The following is a 22,816-nucleotide window of genomic DNA, read 5'->3' on the forward strand; positions in this document are numbered from 1 at the left end:
TAATTTTGTCTTGTTGCGCTTATAAAATGCCCCTTAAATACAGACGAACACTTGTTTTTTTCCTTACGAATCTGTTTTATTCAATGTTTTAATGGTTTGTTAAATGATTTTTAAGGGTTTGGGCTTATATTTGTAGTTCACGCAAGGTTAGTTTGTACATGTTTAATATTATTCTGTTTGGACCTCCCGGTAGCGGAAAAGGCACACAAAGTGAGAAACTGATTGCAACTTACGGATTAAAGCACTTATCTACCGGCGATTTATTACGTTCTGAAATTGCAGCCCAAACACCACTTGGGATGGAAGCCAAAGCTATTATGGACAAAGGCCAACTTGTTCCGGATGAGGTTGTGGTTGGGATGATCAGTTCAGCATTAGAACAAAATCCACAGGCAAAAGGTTTTCTTTTCGACGGATTTCCCCGTACAGAGGCCCAAAGTATTGCGCTGGATAAGCTGCTAAAACTTAAAAATACGGAAATAGGTGTGGTACTTGCACTGGATGTTAGCGAGGAAGAACTGGTTAAGCGCCTGCTTAACCGTGGTAAAACCAGCGGCCGCAGTGATGATACGAATGAAACAGTTATACGTGCAAGAATTACTGAATATCACCAGAAAACCACTGTAGTAGCCAACTATTACGCAGGTTTTGATAAAGTGGTGCATATTAAAGGGGAAGGAACGGTTGATGAAATATTTTCATTACTACGCAGCGAGATAGACCAAAGAATGTCTTAATTATATAAGAGTTTAACAACCAACAACCAACTGCGATCCCGTCATTTCAACATGACGGGATTTTTTTATCTATCAATGCCCTGTTAAAGCTTTGGCTGATTTGTTTACCCTTTAGCAATCAATTGTACTTTTGCCCTCCCCCAATGTGTTAAGGGATAAATGTGCGTATGGTAATATTTCAAAAAAGAAGGCTTTTTCTCGGTGGCATCAGTCTGTTGCTGCTTTGTCTTGTATTTGGCTTAACCGCTTTCTCTGAAAAAAAGAACAACACAGCAATCGTATTAAACAGCCGGTCCGATTCTTCTCATAATGAAACACTGGATCTTTACGAAAACCTGGACCTGGAAAAAATGGGGCTTTCGCGTGAAGCATTTTTATACGCACTTAAGGGGTATAAACATTTACAGAAAACCGGAAAGCTTTTCAATGATGCGGTAATTTCTGTAATTGATTTCAGCCTTCCTTCCACACAAAAGCGCTTTTTTGTTATTGACCTGGAAAACGATAAGCTACTCTTTCATACCTATGTTTCCCACGGAAAAAATTCCGGAAAGCTGATGGCTAAAAATTTTTCCAATAAAAGCAGCAGCTACCAAAGCAGTTTAGGATTATACACAACCGGATCTACCTATTTTGGCAAACATGGTTATTCATTACGACTGATTGGAATGGAAAAAGGAATCAATGACCAGGCCATGAAAAGGGGTATTGTAATACACAGTGCAGACTATGCTTCTGAAACTTTTGCCATTCAGCAGGGTTATCTGGGAAGAAGTCAGGGTTGTCCCGCCATACCGGAAGAGGTTCATAAAGCACTTATTGAAACCATCGAAAACAAGTCCTGTCTCTTCATTTATTCCCCGGTCAAAGTTTATTCAAAACTGTCTAAGTTAATTTGATCCTTCCTAATAACCGAACATCATATTTTAACAAGTTTTTGCCCTTGCCAACTGTCTACCTTTAGTTTAAGGTGCAACACGTAGAATTTTTTCATACAGAACATTTCAACCAAAACTATCAACGCCTGAAAGCGGATGATGCTATTTCCTATTTCATCGATTTTTTCTGGGAAACCAGTTTTGATGATTTATGGGATCAGTTTCCCAAAGGTTTTTCCGACGCGTTATTTCCGAATACGGGATATACTTACCTGCTAAACCTCGGAACTCCTTTTGTAATGCAGGTAGGTGATAAGAAATTTGAAATGAAAACCGATGGTTTCCTTCCCAGACATCGGGCAATTGAATGCTTTCATCAGCCAGGAAATAAACTATTTGGTATTAAATTCAAGATTTCGCCGGTTATCTTCGAAAAGAAAATAAACTTCTCTGAATACAGGGAATATATTTTTCCGCTTAGCTACCTGATGGATGCAGGTATTATAGCCAAAGTAAAAAAAGCGCAAAACTTTGAAGAGCGGGTAGCTATTCTTACAGCATATTTTAAAAATATTATCGAACAATATTCGGGGTCGCTTAAACCTATTCAGATTGTTTCTGAAATTCTGGCGCATTGCGAAACCAAACGTGACTTTATTACACCCGTAGAAGATTTTGCCAAACAATATGGAATTTCTTCCAGAACCCTTCAACGCTATTTTGAAACCGCAACCAGTATCAGTACAAAAACTGCCATACAAATCATGCGCATACGAAAAGCTACTGAACACCTGGTAAACGATCCAGCGAGTTTTAAAAGTGCTGACTATGGTTATTACGACCATAGCCATTTTTACAAACACTTGAGAAGCTTTCTGCAAAAAAATACGATCAAAAAATTACAGCCACACCTGAAATTACTGGAAAAGCTTCATGGTAAACATAGGAGTGAATTGTCAATGGTGAATGGTCAATTTAATTGTGAATGATTAACCACTCCTATTGACCATTCACCATTGACAATTCACATCGTTAGTTCCCCGCTCTGCTTCTTTCTTCTTCTGATGCTGTTGCTCTTCTCCTTGCAGCTTGTACCGTGTTCTTACCAAATCGATAAGTAAAAGTGAGGTTCGCTACCCTTGTTTCACGGTATGCCCTCCATTTTTCGATGTAGTTATTATAGGTTATCACTGCTTTCGGTAAGCTTGTCCAGAAGATATCGGTAATATTGAAACGAATGGTTCCTTTTCTTTTCAGTACCGTTTTCTGTATTCCAAAAGCCAACCCCCATTGCGGATCAAGCACCATAAAGCCATATTGTCCCCCAGAGTTGTAGTTTACATTTAGTTCGCTCACCCATCCATTTCCAATGGTAAAACTATTATTCGTACGCAGATCAAATGCAGGTTTACCATTATTGAGTGTAGTACCTCCAAGCTTCCCGTTAAAATGATTGTAGAATACATTTCCGTTGTTAACCATATTCCACCAGTTGTTTATGCGTATCGGTGCGGAAACGGTTAAACCATAGTAATCCTGAGAACTAAGGTTTACCGGAATTTGTACGGTTACATTATCATCGGATGGTATATTCGGAAACACGTCTTTAAAGCGTGCTATGGCAATATTCTGGTTTTGTTTTGTATGACTATAACCCAGTGTAAAGTTTAGTTGCTTCATGGTATAGCTCAATTCATAAGACCAGGTAAGCTGTGGTAATAAACCCGGTTTGCCTGTTGAGTAAGTCGTTACATCTATCAAAAACAAAAATGGATTTAACTGCGAATAACCTGGTCTGTCGATTCTTCGGCTTACAGAAACACCGATAGTATGATCATCTTTCAACTTGTAATTAAAAAAGGCGCTTGGGAACAACTGGAAATAGGAGCTATCGAAACGTATATTTCCTTTTATCTGATGGGTATTGATTTTAGTATGTTCGCCTCGTAATCCTAATTGCAGACTGAACTTTTTAAACTCCTTATTAAAATTCAGGTATGCTGCATTATTATATTCATTGTATTTAAAACGGTTTGTTTTATTAACATCATCCTGTGGAGTACCGTTACTCATGTCGTAGAACTTCGCATCATTATCTGCAGAAACATAACTTGTTTTAGCTCCGGCTTCAATTCTTCCTCCTGATTTTAAGGGGTTTGTATAATCCACTTTTGCCGTTTTTAAAATCAGTTTACCATCCTGATCGCCATCAAGAATATAATCGGGTTGCAGACTTCCTCCGCTGAGGTTAAAATATTTTGTGGCTACCCGTGAAAGTGAGGCTGAATTGTACTCTCCATAATCAACATCTGCTGTTAATTCTTTACCGTTATTATTAAACGCATGTTTAAAATTAATATTGGCCACTACATTTTCAGCATGGTCATTATTGGTAGCAATGGTTTGAAATGTGGATGTCTTTTGTCGAAGTGCGTTTAGCACTTCTGATCCATTTATATTTTTTCTGCCGATCTTATTAAAGTTTGCACTAACCACTGCACCGATAATCGTTTTATTGGATGGAAACAGATCGAGTCCTACTCTCGTATTATGAAAGTGTACGGGTGTTTTGGTGTAATTGTCTTTTAGGTCACCGCCGGTATAAACCTGGTTATTGTCATAAAAATTTCTATCGAGTATCAGGTGATTCAGGTTCATCCGATAACCATAGGAATGGTTTCCAAAGAGATTGATTTTTTTATTGCGGTGATTAAAAGTTAATCCGGCATTCGATTTCGGATAAACACCCTGACCATAACCCATGGTTACCGTTCCATTGGTTCCCATTCGCTGGTCTTTTTTCATCCGGATGTCTATTATACCTGAATTACCAGCAGCATCATATTTAGCAGATGGATTGGTGATAATATCAATTCTGTCAATGGTGTTGGCAGGAAGTCCGCGAAGGTAATTGGCAAGGTCTGCACCTGTCATAGGCGTAGGCTTTCCATCAATCATTATTATCACCCCCTGTCTTCCTCTTAAGCCAATCGCATCGTTTTGGTCCACGGTAACCCCTGGAGATCGTTCAAGCACATCTAGTGCAGAGCTTCCTGCACTCACAATACTGTTTTCAACGTTTACTACAATTCTGTCGGTAAGTTTCTGAATAAATGGTTTACGGCTGGTAACGGTTACTTCACTTACCGATGTGGGTGCGGGTGTTAATTGAAACGGACCTGCAAGCTGCTCTGGTTGTTGTGCGGTAATTATAATTGGTGCAGTAATCAATGTAGTAAATCCTACCCCTGATATCCTGATACGGTATTCGCCCATTAAAAGCTGATCAAATAACACCAATCCCGTTTTGTCAGAAATAGCTGCTTTCACTAATCCAGAATCCCTGGCCCTTAATAATTCAACAGTAGCATTTTCAACCCCTGTTGATTGTGCAGTTTGAACTGTAAGGGTAATTTTACCTACACGCTGAACTTGCGAATAACCATTAGCAAAGAGCAATGCAAAGCATACCAAAAACAGGTAAATTTTTCTCATAGTATCCGTTTATCAACCAAATATCTGTTCCGGCAAAAGAGTAGGATACCATATTCTGTTGAACAGTTAAACAAGCCTATTCAACGGATGTTTTCGTAGATAACGCTGTCAGTTTTTTACATTACTTAAAGGGGTTGGCAAATTTTTCCTGCTGAATACTGGTTACATCGCTTAGGGTTTGCATAAAAGCAAGTAAACGTTGCCTGTCTTGCGGAGCAACCGTATGTTGTGGAATTGGGTTATTCGCTCCTGCCAGCATATTTTGCAAATTGCTTATAGATCCATTATGAAAATAAGGCGCTGTATTGGCTACATTTCTGAGTGATCCCGATTTAAACGCTCTTGTTCCATTAATTCCCTGATCAGTGGGGTCCGCCAATCCAAATGGTGCAGCAGGAGAAGAAGTAATAAACATGGGCGGGGCATGACAACTAGCGCAGGTTATATTACCGGCATTCAAAAATAAATTCTCGCCAACAGCTTCATCCGGGGTAAATTGAGCCTGTCCTTGTTTCACCTGGTCATATTTTGATTGGGTAGTTATAATAGATCGTAAAAACTGAGCCAATGCTTTTGCAATCCGGTCACTTGTTACCTGTGTGGTACCAAATGCATTTTGAAACAGTGCGGGGTAATATGTTTGTGCCGCGACCTTCTGCTGTAATTCATCAAGCGTTAAACCCATTTCAGTCATGTCTTGAATAGGCATTAAAACCTGTTGTTCTAAACTGGCTGCTCTTTCATCCCAAAACATTTTACCAGATTTATAGAAACGAAGATTCAGCAAAGACATGGAATGACGTGCTGTTGAACCGCCAGCAAAACCTTTGCTTTTTACAGCAGAATCTGAAAAAGATAATGATGGCTGATGACAACTGGAACAGCTAATGGTATTTGTTTTCGACAACTTTACATCATAAAATAAAACCCTTCCTAAAGTTGCCCCATGATCTGTTACCGGATTATCGACAGGTGTATTATCCTGTTGCGCCAGGGCCGTTGCTATATGGGAGGGGAGACCAACATTTGCATAACTATAGGGTGTTGCGGGTAAACTAGGTGCTTGAGCAGTATTTGAATTTGTATTCGTTTCGTTAGGTCCGGTATTCGTAACTAGCGCTGCAGTTTCTTTACTCGAGCAATACTGAAACAGTACGCTTATTCCAATGATAAACAGGCTGATTTTTGTTTTCATCTGCAGGCTATTAGGTTATAACATTATTCATTAGAAGCATGAATGCCGCAAACCCTTCGGCCTTAACAAAAATTTTGCATCTGATATTATTTGAGCAGGAAGAATTGGCTACAAGCTGCAGCCTGCAAGCAAGGCAAGAGGCTAGTCAGAATGATTCTCTTGGAATAGCTCGCAGCCTATTTTCCCCGGACAGTTCTGGCTTGCAGCCTGCAGCTTGCGGCTTGTAGCTTAAAGCCATTTCTCCAAGGAGTCCTGTAACCGCTGATTGAAACACTGTTGATATATTTGACTTATGCAACAGGTCCTTTTACTCCATGGCGCTATCGGTTCGCAGGAACAATTGTATCCATTACGCGATCAGCTTTCTTTAGCCGGTTACGAAGTACATAGTATTAATTTTTCCGGACATGGCGGAAAGTCGTCAACCAATCAGTTTTCAATAGAGCAGTTTGGAGAAGAAGTATATCAATATATTCAGGAACATAGTTTAGGTAAACTCCTAGTTTTTGGCTATAGCATGGGTGGATATGTTGCGCTTTTCCTTGCTTCAAAGTATCCTGGTATATTTAAAAAAGTATGCACTTTGGGAACCAAATTTAACTGGACTCCTGAAATTGCTGCTAAGGAAGTAAAGATGTTGAACCCATCTGCCATTGAAGAAAAAGTGCCTGCATTTGCGCAGATACTCGCAACCAGACATGGCAAAGATTATTGGAAGCTATTATTAAATAATACTGCTACAATGCTGACGGGGCTTGGCAACAATCCGCTTCTGACCAAAGATGTTTTACAAAAAATCGATCTGCCAGTCTTATTACTCATTGGCCAAAAAGACAATATGGTTAGTATAGAAGAAACAGAAGCAACAAAGCAATGCCTACAACAGGGTTCTATCTTCATTTTACAAGGTACCCCTCATCCAATTGAACAGGTAAATATTGGTTTGTTAGTGGAACAACTAAATAATTTCTTTCATCACTGACGATGTAGAATTTTTATCAGCAATTTCAAAAAATCATCTGGTTCAAAAGGTTTGGTTACAATTCCATTGATGGACAGGTTTCTGGCTTTTTCTTCCACTTCCGATGGAAGACTGGCGGTTAACGCAACGATGGGTATATTGATTCCTTTTGAACGAATGATGGAAATAGCTTCATAACCATCCATAACTGGCATATGCATATCCATAAGTACCAGTTTATGTATGTCCGGATTTAATTTTTTTACTGCTTCTTCTCCATTTACAGCAACATCAATATTTGCCCCCCATTTTTCCAGGAAGGTTTTGGCCACAAGAACATTGAGTTCATTGTCTTCAGCCATCAACATTGAAACACCACTCAATGGTCTTCCCTTTTCAATTTCAACAACTGGTTGCTGGTCTTCCTGGGTAAATGAAAATGCCTGTGAAACAGGGAAGGTTTGTGTGAAGAAAAATACCGATCCTTTTCCAGCTTCACTAGACAATTGTAACTGTGAGCCTTGTAACTCAAGTATTTTTTTACAGATAGCCAGTCCTAATCCCGTTCCGCCAAAGCTTCTTGAAGTTGATGTATCGGCTTGAGTAAAGCGATCGAAAATGAGTTTTTGTTTTTCGGCGGCAATACCTATTCCCGTGTCTTCTACTTTAATGGTAAGCGTTACGTGTTGCTTATTCATTTTCTCCTGCTTAATCACCAACTTCACATGTCCCTTTTTGGTGAACTTAATGGCATTCTGTAAAAGATTTCCAACCACCTGGCTTATGCGCGTGGGGTCAGAAATAATTCGGGTATTAAATGCCGGGTCCTTTTCGAGGATCAGCTCAATATCTTTTTCGGCAGCCAGTGTTTTCAATCCGGATAAAATATCCTGAAACACTTTTACCAAGTCCATATCGATGTATTCGAAGTTAATTTTACCAGCTTCGATTTTATTATAATCAAGTATATCGTTTACAATTGTAAGCAGGTTATTAGCAGAAAACAGTAACACATTCAACTGTTCTTTCTGATCTGGTCTTGGGTTATCTTCTAATAAAATATGAGACAGACCAATCACGGAATTCAAAGGTGTTCTGATTTCATGCGACATATTCGACAGAAAATCGCTCTTGGCAAGTAATCCTTCTTCTGCTTCCCGCTTGGCTTTGTTCAGAAGGTAAGAATACCGATAAGAAAGTATCAAGGATTGCAGGAAGAAGAATGCGATATAACCAAAAAACAGTACTTCTTTTTGTGGCGCAACAAAACCAAAATACTGGAGGTTAATGATTACAAAAACCAGCATTACAACTCCAGTGCTCAATAATGCATATCCAGCTCCGAGTCTTTTTTTCTTATAAGCAATTATATAAACATAAAACGTGTAAGCAATTACGGAAAACATTACCACCAGAAAAGGATTGATCAACTGTGTGAACACGGAAGGTGGGAATATGATGGTAATTAGCGAGAGTATAATACAGGCCCACATTTCAATGGCTGTAATATATTTATTTGAATCTTTTGGATATAGCTTCTGGGTATACTGAGTAAAGAATATTACACTGATGAATAGCGAAAGGTATTCCAGGTGTACCGTAACAATCCATGAAACATTTCCAATAATACTATGCAGTGCATATTGAGATGAACCTACTATACGATAGCTGTAGGTTATACAGAATAAGGCAAAATAGAGTATGGTTCGATCATAGCGTCCAAAAAAGTAGAGACCGAAAAAAAATAGCCCGCACATTATGATACTACCCATTAAAATAAAATCAAGGGCATTGTTTTTTTCTCTTTCCCTGAAAAGTGTTTCTTTATTTCCGATCAGAATTGATTTATAAGGACCTCCTTTAGAGTGCTGAAAATTGGCAACCTGAAGTATTAATTTTAAGGTATCGCTTGTAATTGAAACTTCACGGGTAAACTGTTGCCAATGAGGAATGGTTGTTTCAGCAGAAATACCAGGCACACCTGATTGTACAAAGAGGTCATTATTAACAAAAAGTTTATAGCTGGTATAAGTATCAGGAACATCGAGTGCTATGTTTTTTGCCCCTTTTGGCATCAAAACAGTTAACATATACGATGCGTATCCTTTAGCTGAAATATGTTTTCCACTAATTAGTGTATCATCCCATCTTTTCGGAAAGGGGATCATACCTGTCATTTTACCATCTGGCTTACCTGGCTCACAAAGTTGTTGCCAACATAAACCCCATTCTCCATCCAGTGCTATTGTTTGTTTTGATAAATCTGTTGATCGAAGGTCAATAATTCCTTTAGCTGCCAAAGGTTTTTGCGCATACATGTTGGCAGTCAGGCTCAGGACAATAAAAAAAATAAAACCCTTTATTAGAAGGTTTTGGGATCTTGGATACAGTTTCATCTGCTTACGTATAGGTTAACCGCAAGTGTTACAATGCTTTCGCTTTAAATTTACTTAAAACTTTTGCGAAGTTCCGAATTAATCAACAGCTTTCCTTGTAAAATTTGTTCTTTTCACTCCTGTAAGTATAATGCCGACTAGCTTTCCTTATTACCATTGATCCTCAACCACATTCTTATGTGGTTTTGCTGCGCTGATATTTCTTTCAGATTTGCCTTTCAATCTATAAAAGCTTAGTATGAAACACGAAACACGTTACAATCCCTTTCACATGATACACCAGGGTCTACGCGCCATGCTCTATCATAATTCTTTACAAGTTCAGCAGACTGATTTTTTAGATGATAAAGAATCAGAAAAATTAATCTTATCAATTAAAGAACTTATTTGGCTATTTGAAAGTCATGCGCATACAGAAGATACTAAAGTTTTCAGTTTAATTGAATCAAAGGCACCAGATGTGGTAGCCGATTTTGAAAAACAACATGAAAAAGACCATATACTGGCTACCCATTTACAAGGATGTATCGAACAATATGAAGCAGCATCAAAACAATCGGATAAGGTTTTTGCAGGTCGCCAATTGCAATTTTCACTTGCTGAGTTTACCGCGTTTAACCTCAGCCATATGAATATGGAAGAAGTGATTATTAAAAATCTTTTATGGCAACATTTTACGGATGATCAGTTACATCAGATGACGAATGAAATACTTGCTGATATTCCGCCGGAAAAAAATGCCCGTTACAGCTATTGGATGTTAAAAGGATTGGCAACGCACGAAATCATTGATTGGTTTAAAACCATTCAGCAAATGGCGCCTCCTTTTGTATTTGAAAATATGATGTCGCTGGCATCGAGTGCTTTACCGAATGCACAACTTCAGCAAATACAGGAAGCTCTGTTGGTAGAGTTGGTATAAGCTTATTCAACTGTATAAATAAGAAGAGGCCCCCAAATGGAGGGCCTCTCTGGTATATGGTCGGTTAGTAAGTAAGCTATTATTGCTTTGTTTCGAGCAGTTTAAAGAACTGATCAAGCATTGGCTGGATAACGATTCTTGTTCTGCGGTTAGCCGCTCTACCTTCAGCGGTGCCATTATCTTTCAATGGAATATACTGGCTTCTTCCTGCTGCAGTCATCCTTTTTGGATCTATACCATAAGTATCTTGTAAAATACGTACAACCGTTGTAGCACGTTTAACACTCAGATCCCAGTTGTCCAGAATTCCATTGGTTTTAATGGGAACTGAGTCTGTATGACCTTCAACAATGAATTCAATTTCAGGTTGTGCATTCAATACTTTAGCAACTTTACCCAACACTTCTTTTGCGCGGTCGGTTACTTCATAGCTTGCGCTTTTAAATAAAAGTTTATCAGAAATATCAACGTATACTACTCCCTTATCTACTTTGATATTAATGTCCTCATCATTAAGGTTCCCTATAGCACCTTTCAAATTCATAACAAGGGCCATATTCAGGGAATCCTTACGGGCAATTGAACCCTGCAGGTCTTTAATATAAAGGTCTTTTGCACCGATGTTCTCAAGTGATTTCTTGATGCTTTCAGCCTGAGCTCCTGTTACTACAGAAAGGTCTTTCAACTGATTCAAAACAGTGGTATTGTTTTGTTTTAAGAAATCGATTTGTTTATTCAGATCAGCCAATTGCTCCTCAAGCGCCTGTTTACGGGTGTTAAGCTCGCTGTTTTGACTTTTTGATTTTGCCAGTTGGTTTTCGAGGTCTTTGATCTGATCCTGTAATTCGCGGTATTTGCCCTGCATATCAAGATAGGCTCCGCTTAACTGGGTATATTTTGCCTCAGATTCTTTAAATTTCTTGGTACTTACGCATGAAAACAGCAGCATAGACGACGCCACTGCCACGATGAAATGATTGGTTTTCATAGCTCTACATTTTTATCCAGCTATACAACGAAAAACCATACCAAAATATTGCACAAGAAGAAAAAATGCTATGCTATTCAAAAATAACGATGCTTTCGGCCTTATACCAGTCTGCATATTGACTACTATACCGCGCATCTATATTTTTTCTTTTAATCTTTAGTGTAGGGGTTAAAAGCTCGTTTTGAATCGTCCATTCTTCTTTACAAATAATAATCCGGGCCAGTTGTTCATGGTGTTCAACTTTTTGATTCACCTCGTTCAATAAATTTAGGAGCGTTGTTGCCAATAGTTCGGGATTTAGTCCACTCGCCTGTTCGCTCAAAGTACACAAAACCATTGCTGCTGGTTGTCCGGAACCAACCACACATACCTGGGCCAGGTACTCATGTGCTGATAATTGATTCTCCATGGGTGCCGGGGTAATATATTTTCCTTTCCCTGTTTTAAACTGGTCTTTGATTCTTCCAGTGATGGTTAAGAACCCCTCTTCGTCAATTGAACCTTCGTCGCCCGTTTTCAGGTAACCGTCTTCAAAACAGGATGCTGATAGTTCAGGTTCTTTATAATAACCCAACATAGAGGCATCGCTTTTTACCTGTACTTCATTGTCTTTCCCTAATCGAACTTCCACCAAAGGATATGGCTGGCCCACCGTTCCAAATTTTGCATGGTGCTTTTTATTGACATGTGAAAGTGCTACGTTTTCTGTCATACCATACGCTTCCTGTATAATAATGCCAAGTTTAGCATACCAGTATAATAAAGCGGGATTAATCGGCGATGCTCCGGTGAAAATATGTCTTGCTTTCCCCAAGCCTAATTTCTTCCTGATCTTCTTTTTAATGAGTGAGGATACAAGTGGAATTTTTAGCAGTGTATCGAGTTTCTTTTGGGGAATTTTTTTGAGGATTCCTTCTTGCATTTTTTCCCATATACGTGGTACAGCTAAAAATACGGTTGGCTGTGTGTGGGCAAGGTTTGCTGCAAAACTATCTATTGACTCTACAAAATAAACCGTACTTCCGGTAAAAATAGTTCCGCATTCTACCAGCATTCTTTCCGCAACATGGCAGAGTGGTAAATAAGAAAAGAAAACTTCTGTTTTGATGTCTGGAAAATTCATTAAGAATTGATCAACTGCAAATGCCATTGCATGAAAAGTATGCATCACCCCCTTCGATTGACCAGTTGTTCCTGAAGTATAAACTATACAGGCTAATGCCTGTGGGTCCAGTTTAGGAATATTTCTTATTGGTTCATGAGCCTCTACCAGTTCATCCCAATTCAAACAACCATGGTTAGGATAAAAAGGGAAACTAATTTGTGTAAGATTGTTTGGTACACCTTTCCTTATTTCTTCCGGCTGATCAAGTTTGCCAGTAAAAATGGCTTTGCTTTCACTGTGTAAAATTATTTCTTGTAAAGTATCTGCACTGATGTTAGGGTATAACGGTACTGAAACACAACCTGCCATTGCAATAGCTAAATCTGCCATGATCCAGTGTGCACAGTTTTTACTCAATATTGCCACCTTATCATCTTTACCGAATCCCATGGCATTTAATGCTGCGGCCATTGTTCGAATCTGATTTCCAGCTTCCTCCCAGGTAAATGTTCGATAAGTACCTTTTACAGGTTCTGCCAAAAACAATTGCTGAGGTTTTTCAGACTCGTATTGACAAAATTTTTCTACAATATTTGGATAGTACATAGCCGGCGTTTGATGGATGATTAAGTTGTTGGAGGTTGCAAGTGTGTCAAAGCCTGTTCTGCTATTTTTCCCTGAACAGGTGCATAAAAACGAAGGATTTTTCTAAAGTCTGCTTCCTCATCTTCCGTCGTATAAAAGGGTTGATCAAAATAAACCTGCTTCTTACCAAAATCAAATGCTACCATTACGATCGGCACTCCCGCTTTTTTGGCGATATGATAAAAGCCCGTTTTTAAACGGTCTACTTTTTTGCGCGTTCCTTCCGGCGATAGTGCCAATACAAATTTTTCGTGTTGGTTAAACAATGAAACAACTTGATCTACCATATTGTGCTTATTCGACCTGTCAACAGGATAACCACCTAAACGGCGAAAGAAAAAACCAAATTTCCCCTGAAACAATTCTGCCTTACCCAGGAATTTAACATGATGTAGTCTTAGTACACTGCGTACTGCCAAACCAATGATAAAATCCCAGGCGCTGGTATGGGGCGCAACAATAATGACATATTTAGGAATATGATGCGGGAAATCAGGCTGAATCTTCCATCCCGTCATCCACAGGTAGAGTTTCCAGAGTAGTCTCATGGGCAAGCAGTTGGAGACAAGATAATTTGAAAATTTGAAAATTTGAAAATTTGAAAATGATTAAAGGGCCTGCGGCCATGTTATTTTATGTTATAATTATAAAATAATCGCATTAACCAAGGCTCTTTCATTTTCAAATTTTCAAATTTTCAAATTTCTTCTGCAGCGCAAACATTTCGTCGCGCAGCCTGGCTGCTTCTATGAAGTCGAGGTCGCGGGCAGCTTTTTCCATCTGTTTTTTGGTTGAAGCGATGGCTTTTTCAATTTGTGGAATGGTTTTGTATTCTATCTGCTCTTCGGCTGCGGCGGTAATTAATTGTTGTTCTTGTTGTAAAGCATATGGATTTGATGGGTCATATCCTTTAATATCTAACACTGATGTTTGGGCAAATACCTGTTCCTTGCTTTTGATCACTGTTTTTGGGGTGATATTATGGGTAATATTATAGGCTATCTGCTTTTCTCTTCTTCTACTTGTTTCATCAATGGTTCTTTGCATGCTTTCCGTCATCTTATCTGCATAAAAGATAACCAGTCCGTCCACGTTTCTTGCTGCCCTTCCGGCGGTTTGGGTTAATGATCTTTCATTCCTCAAAAATCCTTCTTTGTCAGCATCGAGAATAGCTACCAATGAAACCTCGGGAAGATCCAATCCTTCACGGAGCAGGTTAACACCAACCAATACATCAATAACACCCAACCTAAGGTCACGTAATATTTCTACACGTTCCAGCGTATCAACATCACTATGGATATATTTTGATTTGATATTGATACGGCCCAGGTATTTATCCATTTCTTCTGCCATCCGCTTGGTAAGTGTTGTTACCAATACCCTGTCTCCTTTTTTTACCCGCTTATCGATTTCATCCAACAAATCATCTATTTGGTTTACACTTGGGCGTATTTCAATGGGAGGGTCCAATAAGCCCGTGGGACGCACCACTTGTTCCACAACAACACCTCCCGTTTTTTCCAGTTCATAGTCGCCGGGAGTTGCACTAACAAATACGGTTTGTCCAACAAGCGATTCAAACTCATGAAAATTCAGCGGACGGTTATCCATAGCACTAGGTAGCCGGAATCCATAATCCACCAACACCATTTTCCGGCTTCTGTCGCCGCCATACATACCAGCTACCTGTGGAATGGTCTGATGACTTTCATCAATCACACACAGAAAATCTTTTGGGAAATAGTCTAACAGGCAAAATGGTCTGGTACCAGGGTTTCTTCGGTCAAAAAAACGGGAATAGTTTTCTATACCATTACAATAACCAAGTTCCCGAATCATTTCTAAATCAAATTCTACTCTTTCTTTCAATCGCTGGGCCTCGATAAATTTTCCGATATTTTTAAAATATTCTACCTGGGCCATCATTTCATCCTGTATTTCACTCATCACCTGCTGAATCATGTCTTTGGGTGCCAGGTATAGATTGGCTGGAAAGATTGCAGCAGTATCCATTAAACCTATGCGTTTATTGGTTGCTGTTTCAATACTTTCTATTTCTTCTATTTCATCACCAAAAAAACTAATACGGTAACCAAAGTCAACATAAGGAAGGTTAATATCAATAGTATCTCCCTTAACACGGAATGTTCCCCTTTTAAATTCTTCCTGACTTCTGCTGTATAATGCATTCACCAGTTGGTGTAAAAATCCTTGACGGGAAATTACCTGTCCTTTATGTATCCGGATAATTCCGTTTTCATATTCTGTAGGGTTACCCATGCCATAAATACAACTTACACTAGCTACTACTATAATATCCCTTCTTCCGCTTAATAATTGAGAAGTAGCTTGCAGGCGCAGTTTATCCAGTTCTTCATTTATGCTGAGGTCTTTTTCAATATACGTATCGCTAACCGGCATATATGCTTCGGGCTGGTAGTAATCGTAATAACTAACAAAATAACCCACTGCATTATCTGGAAAGAACTGTTTAAATTCTCCATACAGTTGCGCTACCAGTGTTTTATTATGGGTAAGTACCAGGGTTGGCCTTTGTACATTATTGATAACATTGGCCATCGTGAATGTTTTACCACTGCCCGTAACACCTAATAGTGTTTGGTACTGCTCTCCATTCAAAATACCGTCAGTAAGTTGGGCAATGGCAGAAGGCTGATCGCCTGCCGGCTGGTAGGATGAATGTAATTTGAAAGGCATAACTGGTTACTTGAAAAGATCATAAAGTTACTGCCTAATTATTATGGCTGAAGGAAAACTTATGAAATAAGTAATCCTCTTTTGTATATTTACTTTAGTTAAGAACGATATTAAATATCTGTGTTGTATGCACCCTGCTTCTGATGAAAAAACTGTTTCAGTTGTTTATAACCTCGAACATTTTTTCGAACTCTCTGCTGATTTATTTTGTATTGCCGGATATGACGGATATTTCAGAAAAATAAACAGCGCTGTTTGTAAAACCCTTGGATTTACGGAGCAAGAATTGATGTCTTCTGCCATTTCGAGTTTTATTCACCCCGATGATCGCCAAATAACAGCCCGTTATCGGAATGAATTAATTCAAGGCGAGCCATTACTGCATTTCGAAAACCGATATATCACGAAAACGGGAGAAGTTGTTTGGCTTTCCTGGACTTCCATGCCCGTACCTGAAGAAGAACTGGTTTATGCCATCGCCAAAAATATCAGTCATAAAAAATCTGAAGAAGCAGACCGTAATAAATTAATTACCGAACTAAACAAGCTAAATACAGATTTAAAACAATTATCGTACACTACTTCACACGATTTAAGATCGCCGGTGAACAATATGCTCAACGTTTTTAACCTGTTAAGCAATAGAACTATTGAAGACGAAGAAGTGCATCGTTTTCTGGCTATGTTGAGGTTAGGAACTGAACGCTTGAAAGAAACACTGAACGAATATGTTGACCTTATTAGTACAAACAAACATGTAAGAATTGAACAAGAAGATATTCGTTTGGAAGAAGTGTTTGAAAAAGTTACCCAGTCAATTCAAACATTAATTGCCGACTCGAAAGCACAGATTAGAACAGATTTTGCTTCATTACCTGTTATACATTTTAATCGCTCCTATTTAGAAAGTATTTTCCTAAACCTGATTACAAATGCTATTAAATACGCATTTCCTGGCAGACAACCACTTATTGAACTTCATAGTTGGATAGAAAATGATCAGCTTCTTTTAAGTTTTACAGACAATGGCCGTGGGTTTGATATGAATAAAGTAAAAGACCGCATTTTTGGGATGCAGCAACGGTTTCATGATGAAAAAGACAGCAAAGGCATTGGTTTATACCTTTTACACCACCACATTACTAGCATGGGTGGTGCAATTACCGTAAATAGTGAGCCAGATAAGGGAACTTCTTTTATCATTAAATTTCCCCATCAATAAATTTAACCTATATAAATATTTATGCTAAAATCAAGGTGTGCAATTTTGTGTTTACTGATTTTTAGTAGTGTTATCGGTTATGCACAAAATGGAAAAGAAGCTTTTTTTGCCTTTCGGGAAGATTGGTCACCCATTAATAATATTAATCTCGCAACCTATTTTATGCATCGTGTAAAAGAGAACGACACTACTTATGTATGTCGCTTTTACCGGTTGTTTGGTCCGATGGTTAAAAGTGAAACCTATAAAGACGAAAAACTGGAAATACCACATGGTCGTTTTGTTTGGTATAATGAACAAGGCCTGGTAGACAGTTTGGGAATGGTAAGTAATGGCAAAAAAGACAGATACTGGGACTTTAAAGCTGCTGATGGAAAATTAACCATGAGCGTATTATTTGATAAGGGCAAACGTGTTTGGACAAAAGACTATGTCAGTCAAAAAACTTTTTATGCTGATGGAACCGTTGAAGATCATAATGCCCCGAAAAAAGATACTGTTGAAGCAAAAAAAGTTACGGTTGTTCAAACTCCTGCTGAATTTAAAGGTGGTATTCAGGGCTGGACACGCTACCTCGAAAAAAACCTCAAAACACCTGAGCGTTTCAAAAGTGTTGTAGGTAACGGGGGTAAGGGAACTGTTGTTGTTCTCTTTACAATTGATACTGAGGGTAAGGTTACCGACTTATTTATTGATCGGTCCATTGAATGGTCCGTAGACATGGAGTCGCTACGGGTTATTAAAGAAAGTCCACGCTGGAAACCAGCCAGTCAAAACGGCAAAAATGTGCTTTATCGACATAAACAGAATATAACCCACTCTATTTATTAATTGAAAATCAATGAGTTAAGTTCTTTTTGCAAAACTTAATATTAATTAATTGTTACCATTTCGTAAATTCATAGTGTACTGAAACACTTGGATTTGCCTAAAAAAGCATACATATTATTCATTATCACGGCTTTATACATTTCCACGGGCTATTCACAAATTGCTAATAAAACCGGTGAGCTTGTATTGGATTTCTATGGCGATTCTCTTTACCTGAACAATGACCCTTCTATAAATATTCAATTTACCAACCCGATTTCAAAGAAAACTATTGCCGATTTTTATTCGCAGCTTAAATCCGGTAACTATAAACCTGTTATCCAACATTTACTTGCCTTTCGGGATAATAAACAACTAGACGATTGGTTTTATTACCAGCTTATCCGTACTACTGCGGAAAAATTAAGTCCTAAAGCAGATAATTATCATCGGTATACTTTGTACAAATGGTTTTTACTAAATGAGTCTGGGTATAATGCAACACTTCGTTTCCGGAACGACACTTTGTTATTGTATGTAAGAAGCGAAGAAAATATTTACGACATCCCTTATTACATGGTAAACGACAAGCAATATGTTTGTTTGAACTATCATGATTATGACAATAAGATCAATATTGAAGCGGAGCCTTTTACTACAATAGCTTTAAACGAAGGGGGGAACAATCGTTTCTCCTATAAAGTAACACAGCTTCCACAAATCAGGAATAATAATTTTACTGTTAAACAACTGCAATTTGATTATCAAAACAAGGAATACAAATTCGATGTAATGTTGGATAAACAGGTGCAGAAGATTTTTACAAACTACCCTGTTGTAGACTATGCTTCTCAGTTCAGTATTCCACTAAGCCAAACGACTTATAACTCACTGGTGCCATTATTAAAAGAGGCCGTGAAGGGCATGAACCAGCAAAAAGGTGTTGATTATCTGATGCATTTTACCCGTTCAGCATTTCTTTTCGAAACAGATACCAAGGCTTATGGTAAAGAAAAACGTCTTTCGCCAGAGCAAACGCTTTTTTATGAGTACAGCGATTGTGAAGACCGCTCTGCTTTTTTCTTTTTCCTGGTAAAAGAAATTTATAAATTACCGATGATTGTTTTATCCTATCCTACCCATATTACTGTAGCGATACAATTTGATAAACCGGTTGGCACTCCAATACTTTATAACGGCGAACCTTATTGGGTATGTGAACCTACTCCTCAAAAAAAGGACCTTAAACTAGGTCAACTACTTCCTTCTTTAAAAAAGCAGGCTTATGAGGTGGTTTATGCCTACAGGCCAAACTAGTATATTTCCCACTCATCACTACCCTGGTATTTCGGGTAAAAAAATTTTTTATCTTTTTGTCTGATCTGGTTTCTGGTAATCGTTATGTTATCGTAAACCAATCATTCAATCCTTAAAACAACAACAATGAGCAATTTTATGTTCCTTTTCCGCGGAGGTCTGGATCCATTTACCGCATCTCCTGAAGCCATGCAACAAAACATGGAAAAATGGTTTGCCTGGGTAGGAGAGCTACAGGCATCTGGTGTGTATGTTGCCGGTGAAGCACTTATGCCTACCGGAAAAACATTACACAAGGACCATGTAATTAAAGATGGCCCCTATATGGAAAGCAAGGAAATGGTAGGTGGCTTCTTTGTAGTAAAAGCAGATAGTCTGGAAGCCGCTATTGAAATCGCCAAGGGATGCCCTGATCTTGAACTTGGTGGTTCTGTTGAAGTTCGCGATGTAGTGGTATTCGGATGATTTCATCCCCACAACATACAGAACAACTTATTGACCATCTTTTCCGGCACCAGTCGGGAAAGATGGTTGCTGTATTGAGTCATATCGTAGGACTTGAACAAATTCACCTGGTGGAGGATCTGGTGCAGGATAGTTTTATTGGGGCTCTGCAGCATTGGAAACTAAAAGGTATTCCGCCGGATCCTGAAGCGTGGCTTATGAAGGTTGCCAAAAACAAAGCCGTTGATCTGCTTAGAAGAATGCATTATCATTCCCGTTATGTACAATCGCAGAACGATTTTAATCCCGATCAGGAAGTTGCTGCCTTTTTTCACGAAAAAGAAATAAGTGATAGTGAACTTAGAATGATGTTTGCCTGTTGTCACCCTTCTTTTTCTGCAGAAGATCAGGTTGCCTTAACGCTTAAACTGGTCTTTTCATTTTCCGTATCAGAAATTGCTAGAGCATTGGTTGTTACAGATGCCGCTATGCAAAAAAGACTGGTACGCGCAAAAGACGTTTTGAAAAAAGGGAAAATCAAGCTTGAAATTCCTTCCGGAAAACAACTGCAGGAACGAATGGCCATCGTCAGAACCACGCTGTATCTTTTATTCAACGAAGGTTATCTCTCGCTCAACAAAGAAAAAATTATCCGCCACGATCTTTGTATGGAAGCCATCAGGTGTACAAAAATTATTACAGAACATCCTGTTACCAAAGATCCCATCAACTTTGCACTGCTTGCTGTTTTCTGTTTACATGCTGCCCGATTCGACAGTCGTATTTCTGAATCAAATGAGTTAATCTTATTAGAAGAACAAGACAGATCGCTTTGGGACCATGCGCTGATTAAAGTAGGTTACCATTACCTTAACCTTGCCTCATCATCGAAAGTCATCAGTCAATACCATATTGAAGCGGCCATTGCTGCAGAGCATTGTATGGCAAAAGAATTTGCCTCTACCAATTGGAATCGCATCCTGACACTCTACAATCTTTTAATACAGGCAAATGACAGTCCGGCAATCGTGCTAAACCGAGCAATTGTTTTATCACAGTTGGGCGATACTGAAAAAGCTATTACTGAGGTATTAGCAATTCCAGGAATCGATCAACTTATCCGATCTGATCACCAATATGCGTCGGTATTGGGTTATCTCTATATGAAATTGAGTAACCATATCAAGGCTCTGTCATACCTGAAGCAAGCACAATCCATAACCAGCTCTCTGGCAGAACAAAAAATACTACAGCTACGAATTGAAAAAGTTGCTTCGAATTAATTCAATATTCCAGATCAATTATCTATTTGGAAATCTTCGATACAATTGCCTTTACCTTACTTTCAATTTCTTTATCGGTTAATTTTCTTCCTGATAATTCGGAGGTTGTCCAACCCTGCCAGATTGTTTTATCTGTATCAGCATCCATTAGTGTTAGGGTTAGTGTGCCTTCTTTTACCTTCTCAATGTCTTCATCATAACCCATAAACCTTGACGGGTAAAACACAGGTACCCATCTTCTGTTTCGTGGGTTAAAGAACCAACGTGTAAAAGGTTGTGCATATACGGGCGTGGTTGTTCGTTTGTTTTCTTCTTCAATCATCACATCATAAACCAGGTACACATCCGGGTTCCTTTTAACTTCTTTCCACCCTTTGGCTGTAAGGTTTTTGTCGATTGCCTGACGAATTTTTCGATTCGTTAGGTCGTCATTTTTTATTTTATCGGAGGCTGTTTCCTTATTTGCCTTAGTAGACACCCAACTATAGGTTCTTATTTTACTAAAGTCAACATCATTGTCTTTCTGTACATATGCTGTTCTTCCGCAACTGCTTAATATCATTACCACTACCAGTGCGGTCAGCCATTGAACTCTTTTCATAGTATGCGGTTTTAATTATTGAATATGTATACACTGATATACATTCAATCTTCATGCCCGCAATTGCAAAAAATGGCCTAAATATTTGTCAATATTGCGTTAAAGCTCCAAGACCATAGTCCATAGTCCATAGACCATGGACCATGGTCTATGGACTATGGTCTAAATATCATTCGCTAAGAATCATAAGCCATACGCTTGCTGTCAATTTTCCCCTGCCAGGAATAGGTATTAAACCAACAAAAGGGCCGCTGAGTAGCGGCCCGGATACACATGAGAACTATTACTGTCTGTAGAAACAGTTGGTAAGTATTATTGTAACGATTTTCTGAGGTATAAGTTACCGTAGGTTGATTTTAAAGCATACGCTGGACCATTACCCATGGAGGAAGTAATAGATGTATAGAAATCCCTTTCTTCCTTATCGGTAATATTGAGTTTCAGGTTTGAATAAATCTGGCCATAATGGGTGGTAGCTGATAGTTTACCTGTTGCGGTTTCGTTGATCGATGCGTCGATACCACCATAGGTTGCATCAACTTTTATCGGTGCTTTATAATTTACCAGCTCTACGATTCCGTATTTGGCTTTCACAAAGGTTTTTTGCTGGCTTTGCGGTATTTTGATATCGAGGGTTATTTCCATGTCTACCCCTTCGGAATATGACCTTGCCCCTTTTAAATCGACTGTAAGTTTTTTAAAGTCTTCTTTGGTAGCATATACGGTTTTCTTCCCATTCTGAATCACTGTATAACGTTTCGGAAGTTTTTCCAGGTCCTTGATAATATTCTTAATACTCAATACTGATCCGTTAGTAGACTCAACAAGTTGAAAAGCTTCGTTGTTTTCACCATCATTGATGCTTACTGTAGCGGTGATTGATATTTCGGGTTTATCCCAGGTGCTTATTTTAACTACTTTAGGATAATCAAAAGAAAGCTCCAGTTCTTGTCCGGCTTTAACCGGATAAGTTTTGGTAATAGTTTGCTGTGCCTGCGATGCTAAGCATATTATGCCGCATAGCAGGGTTAATATTGTTTTCATCTGCTTGGTTTTATAGATTTTAACCTAAATCGATAAGAGGAACAGTATT

General features: G+C 38.7%; 19 protein-coding genes. 10 read left to right on the forward strand and 9 right to left on the reverse strand.

What is annotated here, in order from left to right; genetic code table 11:
• Positions 1–158 precede the first annotated feature (158 nt).
• The 3 genes from ACH30E_RS01835 to ACH30E_RS01845 all read left to right on the forward strand — a co-directional run bounded on the left by ACH30E_RS01835 (position 159) and on the right by ACH30E_RS01845 (position 2,604).
• Positions 159–737: an adenylate kinase gene (locus ACH30E_RS01835; RefSeq protein ID WP_294989722.1), complete on the forward strand. Its 579-nt coding sequence runs from the start codon at positions 159–161 to the stop codon at positions 735–737.
• A 167-nt stretch (positions 738–904) separates the two neighbouring features.
• Positions 905–1,636 (forward strand): murein L,D-transpeptidase catalytic domain family protein, encoded by a 732-nt coding sequence (locus tag ACH30E_RS01840; RefSeq protein WP_294989725.1) that lies wholly within the window; start codon positions 905–907, stop codon positions 1,634–1,636.
• Positions 1,637–1,707: 71 nt separating this feature from the next.
• A complete protein-coding gene (locus ACH30E_RS01845; protein WP_490823410.1) occupies positions 1,708–2,604 on the forward strand; it encodes a helix-turn-helix domain-containing protein in 897 nt (298 codons plus the stop codon).
• Positions 2,605–2,647: 43 nt separating this feature from the next.
• Here the strand turns inward: ACH30E_RS01845 and ACH30E_RS01850 are convergent, their stop codons facing one another.
• Entirely contained in the window at positions 2,648–5,110 is a 2,463-nt protein-coding gene (locus tag ACH30E_RS01850) for an outer membrane beta-barrel protein (protein WP_490823411.1), read from the reverse strand.
• A 121-nt stretch (positions 5,111–5,231) separates the two neighbouring features.
• Positions 5,232–6,305 carry a cytochrome-c peroxidase gene (locus ACH30E_RS01855; protein WP_490823412.1) on the reverse strand — a complete coding sequence of 358 codons (1,074 nt, stop codon included), beginning with the start codon at positions 6,303–6,305 and terminating at the stop codon, positions 5,232–5,234.
• Positions 6,306–6,597: 292 nt separating this feature from the next.
• On the opposite strand from ACH30E_RS01855, the gene ACH30E_RS01860 reads away from it, so the two are divergent.
• The gene (locus ACH30E_RS01860) at positions 6,598–7,287 is read left to right on the forward strand and encodes an alpha/beta fold hydrolase (protein WP_490823413.1); all 690 of its coding nucleotides are present in this window, start codon (positions 6,598–6,600) and stop codon (positions 7,285–7,287) included.
• On the opposite strand, the gene ACH30E_RS01865 is transcribed toward ACH30E_RS01860, so the two are convergent.
• A complete protein-coding gene (locus ACH30E_RS01865; RefSeq protein WP_490823415.1) occupies positions 7,281–9,584 on the reverse strand; it encodes an ATP-binding protein in 2,304 nt (767 codons plus the stop codon). The genes ACH30E_RS01860 and ACH30E_RS01865 overlap by 7 nt on opposite strands.
• A 316-nt stretch (positions 9,585–9,900) precedes the next feature.
• On the opposite strand from ACH30E_RS01865, the gene ACH30E_RS01870 reads away from it, so the two are divergent.
• The gene (locus ACH30E_RS01870; RefSeq protein WP_294989742.1) at positions 9,901–10,584 is read left to right on the forward strand and encodes a hemerythrin domain-containing protein; all 684 of its coding nucleotides are present in this window, start codon (positions 9,901–9,903) and stop codon (positions 10,582–10,584) included.
• A gap of 79 nt (positions 10,585–10,663) precedes the next feature.
• Here the strand turns inward: ACH30E_RS01870 and ACH30E_RS01875 are convergent, their stop codons facing one another.
• The 4 genes from ACH30E_RS01875 to uvrB form a co-directional block, all read right to left on the reverse strand.
• On the reverse strand, positions 10,664–11,572 hold the full coding sequence (locus ACH30E_RS01875) for an OmpA family protein (RefSeq protein ID WP_294989745.1): 909 nt from the start codon (positions 11,570–11,572) through the stop codon (positions 10,664–10,666).
• 73 nt (positions 11,573–11,645) lie between these two features.
• Positions 11,646–13,286 carry an AMP-binding protein gene (locus tag ACH30E_RS01880; protein WP_490823416.1) on the reverse strand — a complete coding sequence of 547 codons (1,641 nt, stop codon included), beginning with the start codon at positions 13,284–13,286 and terminating at the stop codon, positions 11,646–11,648.
• Positions 13,287–13,306: 20 nt separating this feature from the next.
• A complete protein-coding gene (locus ACH30E_RS01885; protein ID WP_490823417.1) occupies positions 13,307–13,873 on the reverse strand; it encodes a lysophospholipid acyltransferase family protein in 567 nt (188 codons plus the stop codon).
• Positions 13,874–14,006: 133 nt separating this feature from the next.
• The gene (uvrB, locus tag ACH30E_RS01890; RefSeq protein ID WP_490823418.1) at positions 14,007–16,046 is read right to left on the reverse strand and encodes an excinuclease ABC subunit UvrB; all 2,040 of its coding nucleotides are present in this window, start codon (positions 16,044–16,046) and stop codon (positions 14,007–14,009) included.
• Between the two features lie 127 nt (positions 16,047–16,173).
• Here uvrB and ACH30E_RS01895 point away from each other — a divergent pair, with 127 nt between their 5' ends.
• The 5 genes from ACH30E_RS01895 to ACH30E_RS01915 all read left to right on the forward strand — a co-directional run bounded on the left by ACH30E_RS01895 (position 16,174) and on the right by ACH30E_RS01915 (position 21,122).
• Positions 16,174–17,268, forward strand: coding sequence for a PAS domain-containing sensor histidine kinase (locus ACH30E_RS01895; RefSeq protein ID WP_490823419.1), 1,095 nt, complete (start codon positions 16,174–16,176; stop codon positions 17,266–17,268).
• 21 nt (positions 17,269–17,289) lie between these two features.
• On the forward strand, positions 17,290–18,099 hold the full coding sequence (locus tag ACH30E_RS01900) for an energy transducer TonB (protein WP_490823421.1): 810 nt from the start codon (positions 17,290–17,292) through the stop codon (positions 18,097–18,099).
• Between the two features lie 93 nt (positions 18,100–18,192).
• The gene (locus ACH30E_RS01905; protein WP_490823422.1) at positions 18,193–19,395 is read left to right on the forward strand and encodes a hypothetical protein; all 1,203 of its coding nucleotides are present in this window, start codon (positions 18,193–18,195) and stop codon (positions 19,393–19,395) included.
• 126 nt (positions 19,396–19,521) lie between these two features.
• Positions 19,522–19,860, forward strand: a complete 339-nt coding sequence (locus ACH30E_RS01910) for a YciI family protein (RefSeq protein WP_294989765.1) — start codon at positions 19,522–19,524, stop codon at positions 19,858–19,860.
• Complete coding sequence (locus tag ACH30E_RS01915) at positions 19,857–21,122, forward strand: RNA polymerase sigma factor (RefSeq protein WP_490823423.1); 1,266 nt, start codon at positions 19,857–19,859, stop codon at positions 21,120–21,122. Before ACH30E_RS01910 ends, ACH30E_RS01915 begins: the two co-directional genes overlap by 4 nt.
• Before the next feature lie 22 nt (positions 21,123–21,144).
• On the opposite strand, the gene ACH30E_RS01920 is transcribed toward ACH30E_RS01915, so the two are convergent.
• Positions 21,145–21,723: a DUF4136 domain-containing protein gene (locus ACH30E_RS01920; RefSeq protein ID WP_490823424.1), complete on the reverse strand. Its 579-nt coding sequence runs from the start codon at positions 21,721–21,723 to the stop codon at positions 21,145–21,147.
• Between the two features lie 312 nt (positions 21,724–22,035).
• Positions 22,036–22,767 (reverse strand): hypothetical protein, encoded by a 732-nt coding sequence (locus ACH30E_RS01925; RefSeq protein ID WP_490823425.1) that lies wholly within the window; start codon positions 22,765–22,767, stop codon positions 22,036–22,038.
• Positions 22,768–22,816 lie beyond the last annotated feature (49 nt).

The organism is Sediminibacterium sp. FW305-C-61 (genome assembly GCF_058231065.1).

Coding starts and splice junctions, on each gene's coding strand:
- ACH30E_RS01840 (WP_294989725.1), top strand. CDS start 905: ATGGTAATATTTCAAAAAAGAAGGCTTTTTCTCGGTGGCATCAGTCTG.
- ACH30E_RS01850 (WP_490823411.1), bottom strand. CDS start 5,110: ATGAGAAAAATTTACCTGTTTTTGGTATGCTTTGCATTGCTCTTTGCT.
- ACH30E_RS01925 (WP_490823425.1), bottom strand. CDS start 22,767: ATGAAAACAATATTAACCCTGCTATGCGGCATAATATGCTTAGCATCG.
- ACH30E_RS01875 (WP_294989745.1), bottom strand. CDS start 11,572: ATGAAAACCAATCATTTCATCGTGGCAGTGGCGTCGTCTATGCTGCTG.
- ACH30E_RS01895 (WP_490823419.1), top strand. CDS start 16,174: ATGCACCCTGCTTCTGATGAAAAAACTGTTTCAGTTGTTTATAACCTC.
- ACH30E_RS01920 (WP_490823424.1), bottom strand. CDS start 21,723: ATGAAAAGAGTTCAATGGCTGACCGCACTGGTAGTGGTAATGATATTA.
- ACH30E_RS01865 (WP_490823415.1), bottom strand. CDS start 9,584: ATGTATGCGCAAAAACCTTTGGCAGCTAAAGGAATTATTGACCTTCGA.
- uvrB (WP_490823418.1), bottom strand. CDS start 16,046: ATGCCTTTCAAATTACATTCATCCTACCAGCCGGCAGGCGATCAGCCT.
- ACH30E_RS01885 (WP_490823417.1), bottom strand. CDS start 13,873: ATGAGACTACTCTGGAAACTCTACCTGTGGATGACGGGATGGAAGATT.
- ACH30E_RS01915 (WP_490823423.1), top strand. CDS start 19,857: ATGATTTCATCCCCACAACATACAGAACAACTTATTGACCATCTTTTC.
- ACH30E_RS01835 (WP_294989722.1), top strand. CDS start 159: ATGTTTAATATTATTCTGTTTGGACCTCCCGGTAGCGGAAAAGGCACA.
- ACH30E_RS01900 (WP_490823421.1), top strand. CDS start 17,290: ATGCTAAAATCAAGGTGTGCAATTTTGTGTTTACTGATTTTTAGTAGT.
- ACH30E_RS01870 (WP_294989742.1), top strand. CDS start 9,901: ATGAAACACGAAACACGTTACAATCCCTTTCACATGATACACCAGGGT.
- ACH30E_RS01855 (WP_490823412.1), bottom strand. CDS start 6,305: ATGAAAACAAAAATCAGCCTGTTTATCATTGGAATAAGCGTACTGTTT.
- ACH30E_RS01860 (WP_490823413.1), top strand. CDS start 6,598: ATGCAACAGGTCCTTTTACTCCATGGCGCTATCGGTTCGCAGGAACAA.
- ACH30E_RS01910 (WP_294989765.1), top strand. CDS start 19,522: ATGAGCAATTTTATGTTCCTTTTCCGCGGAGGTCTGGATCCATTTACC.
- ACH30E_RS01880 (WP_490823416.1), bottom strand. CDS start 13,286: ATGTACTATCCAAATATTGTAGAAAAATTTTGTCAATACGAGTCTGAA.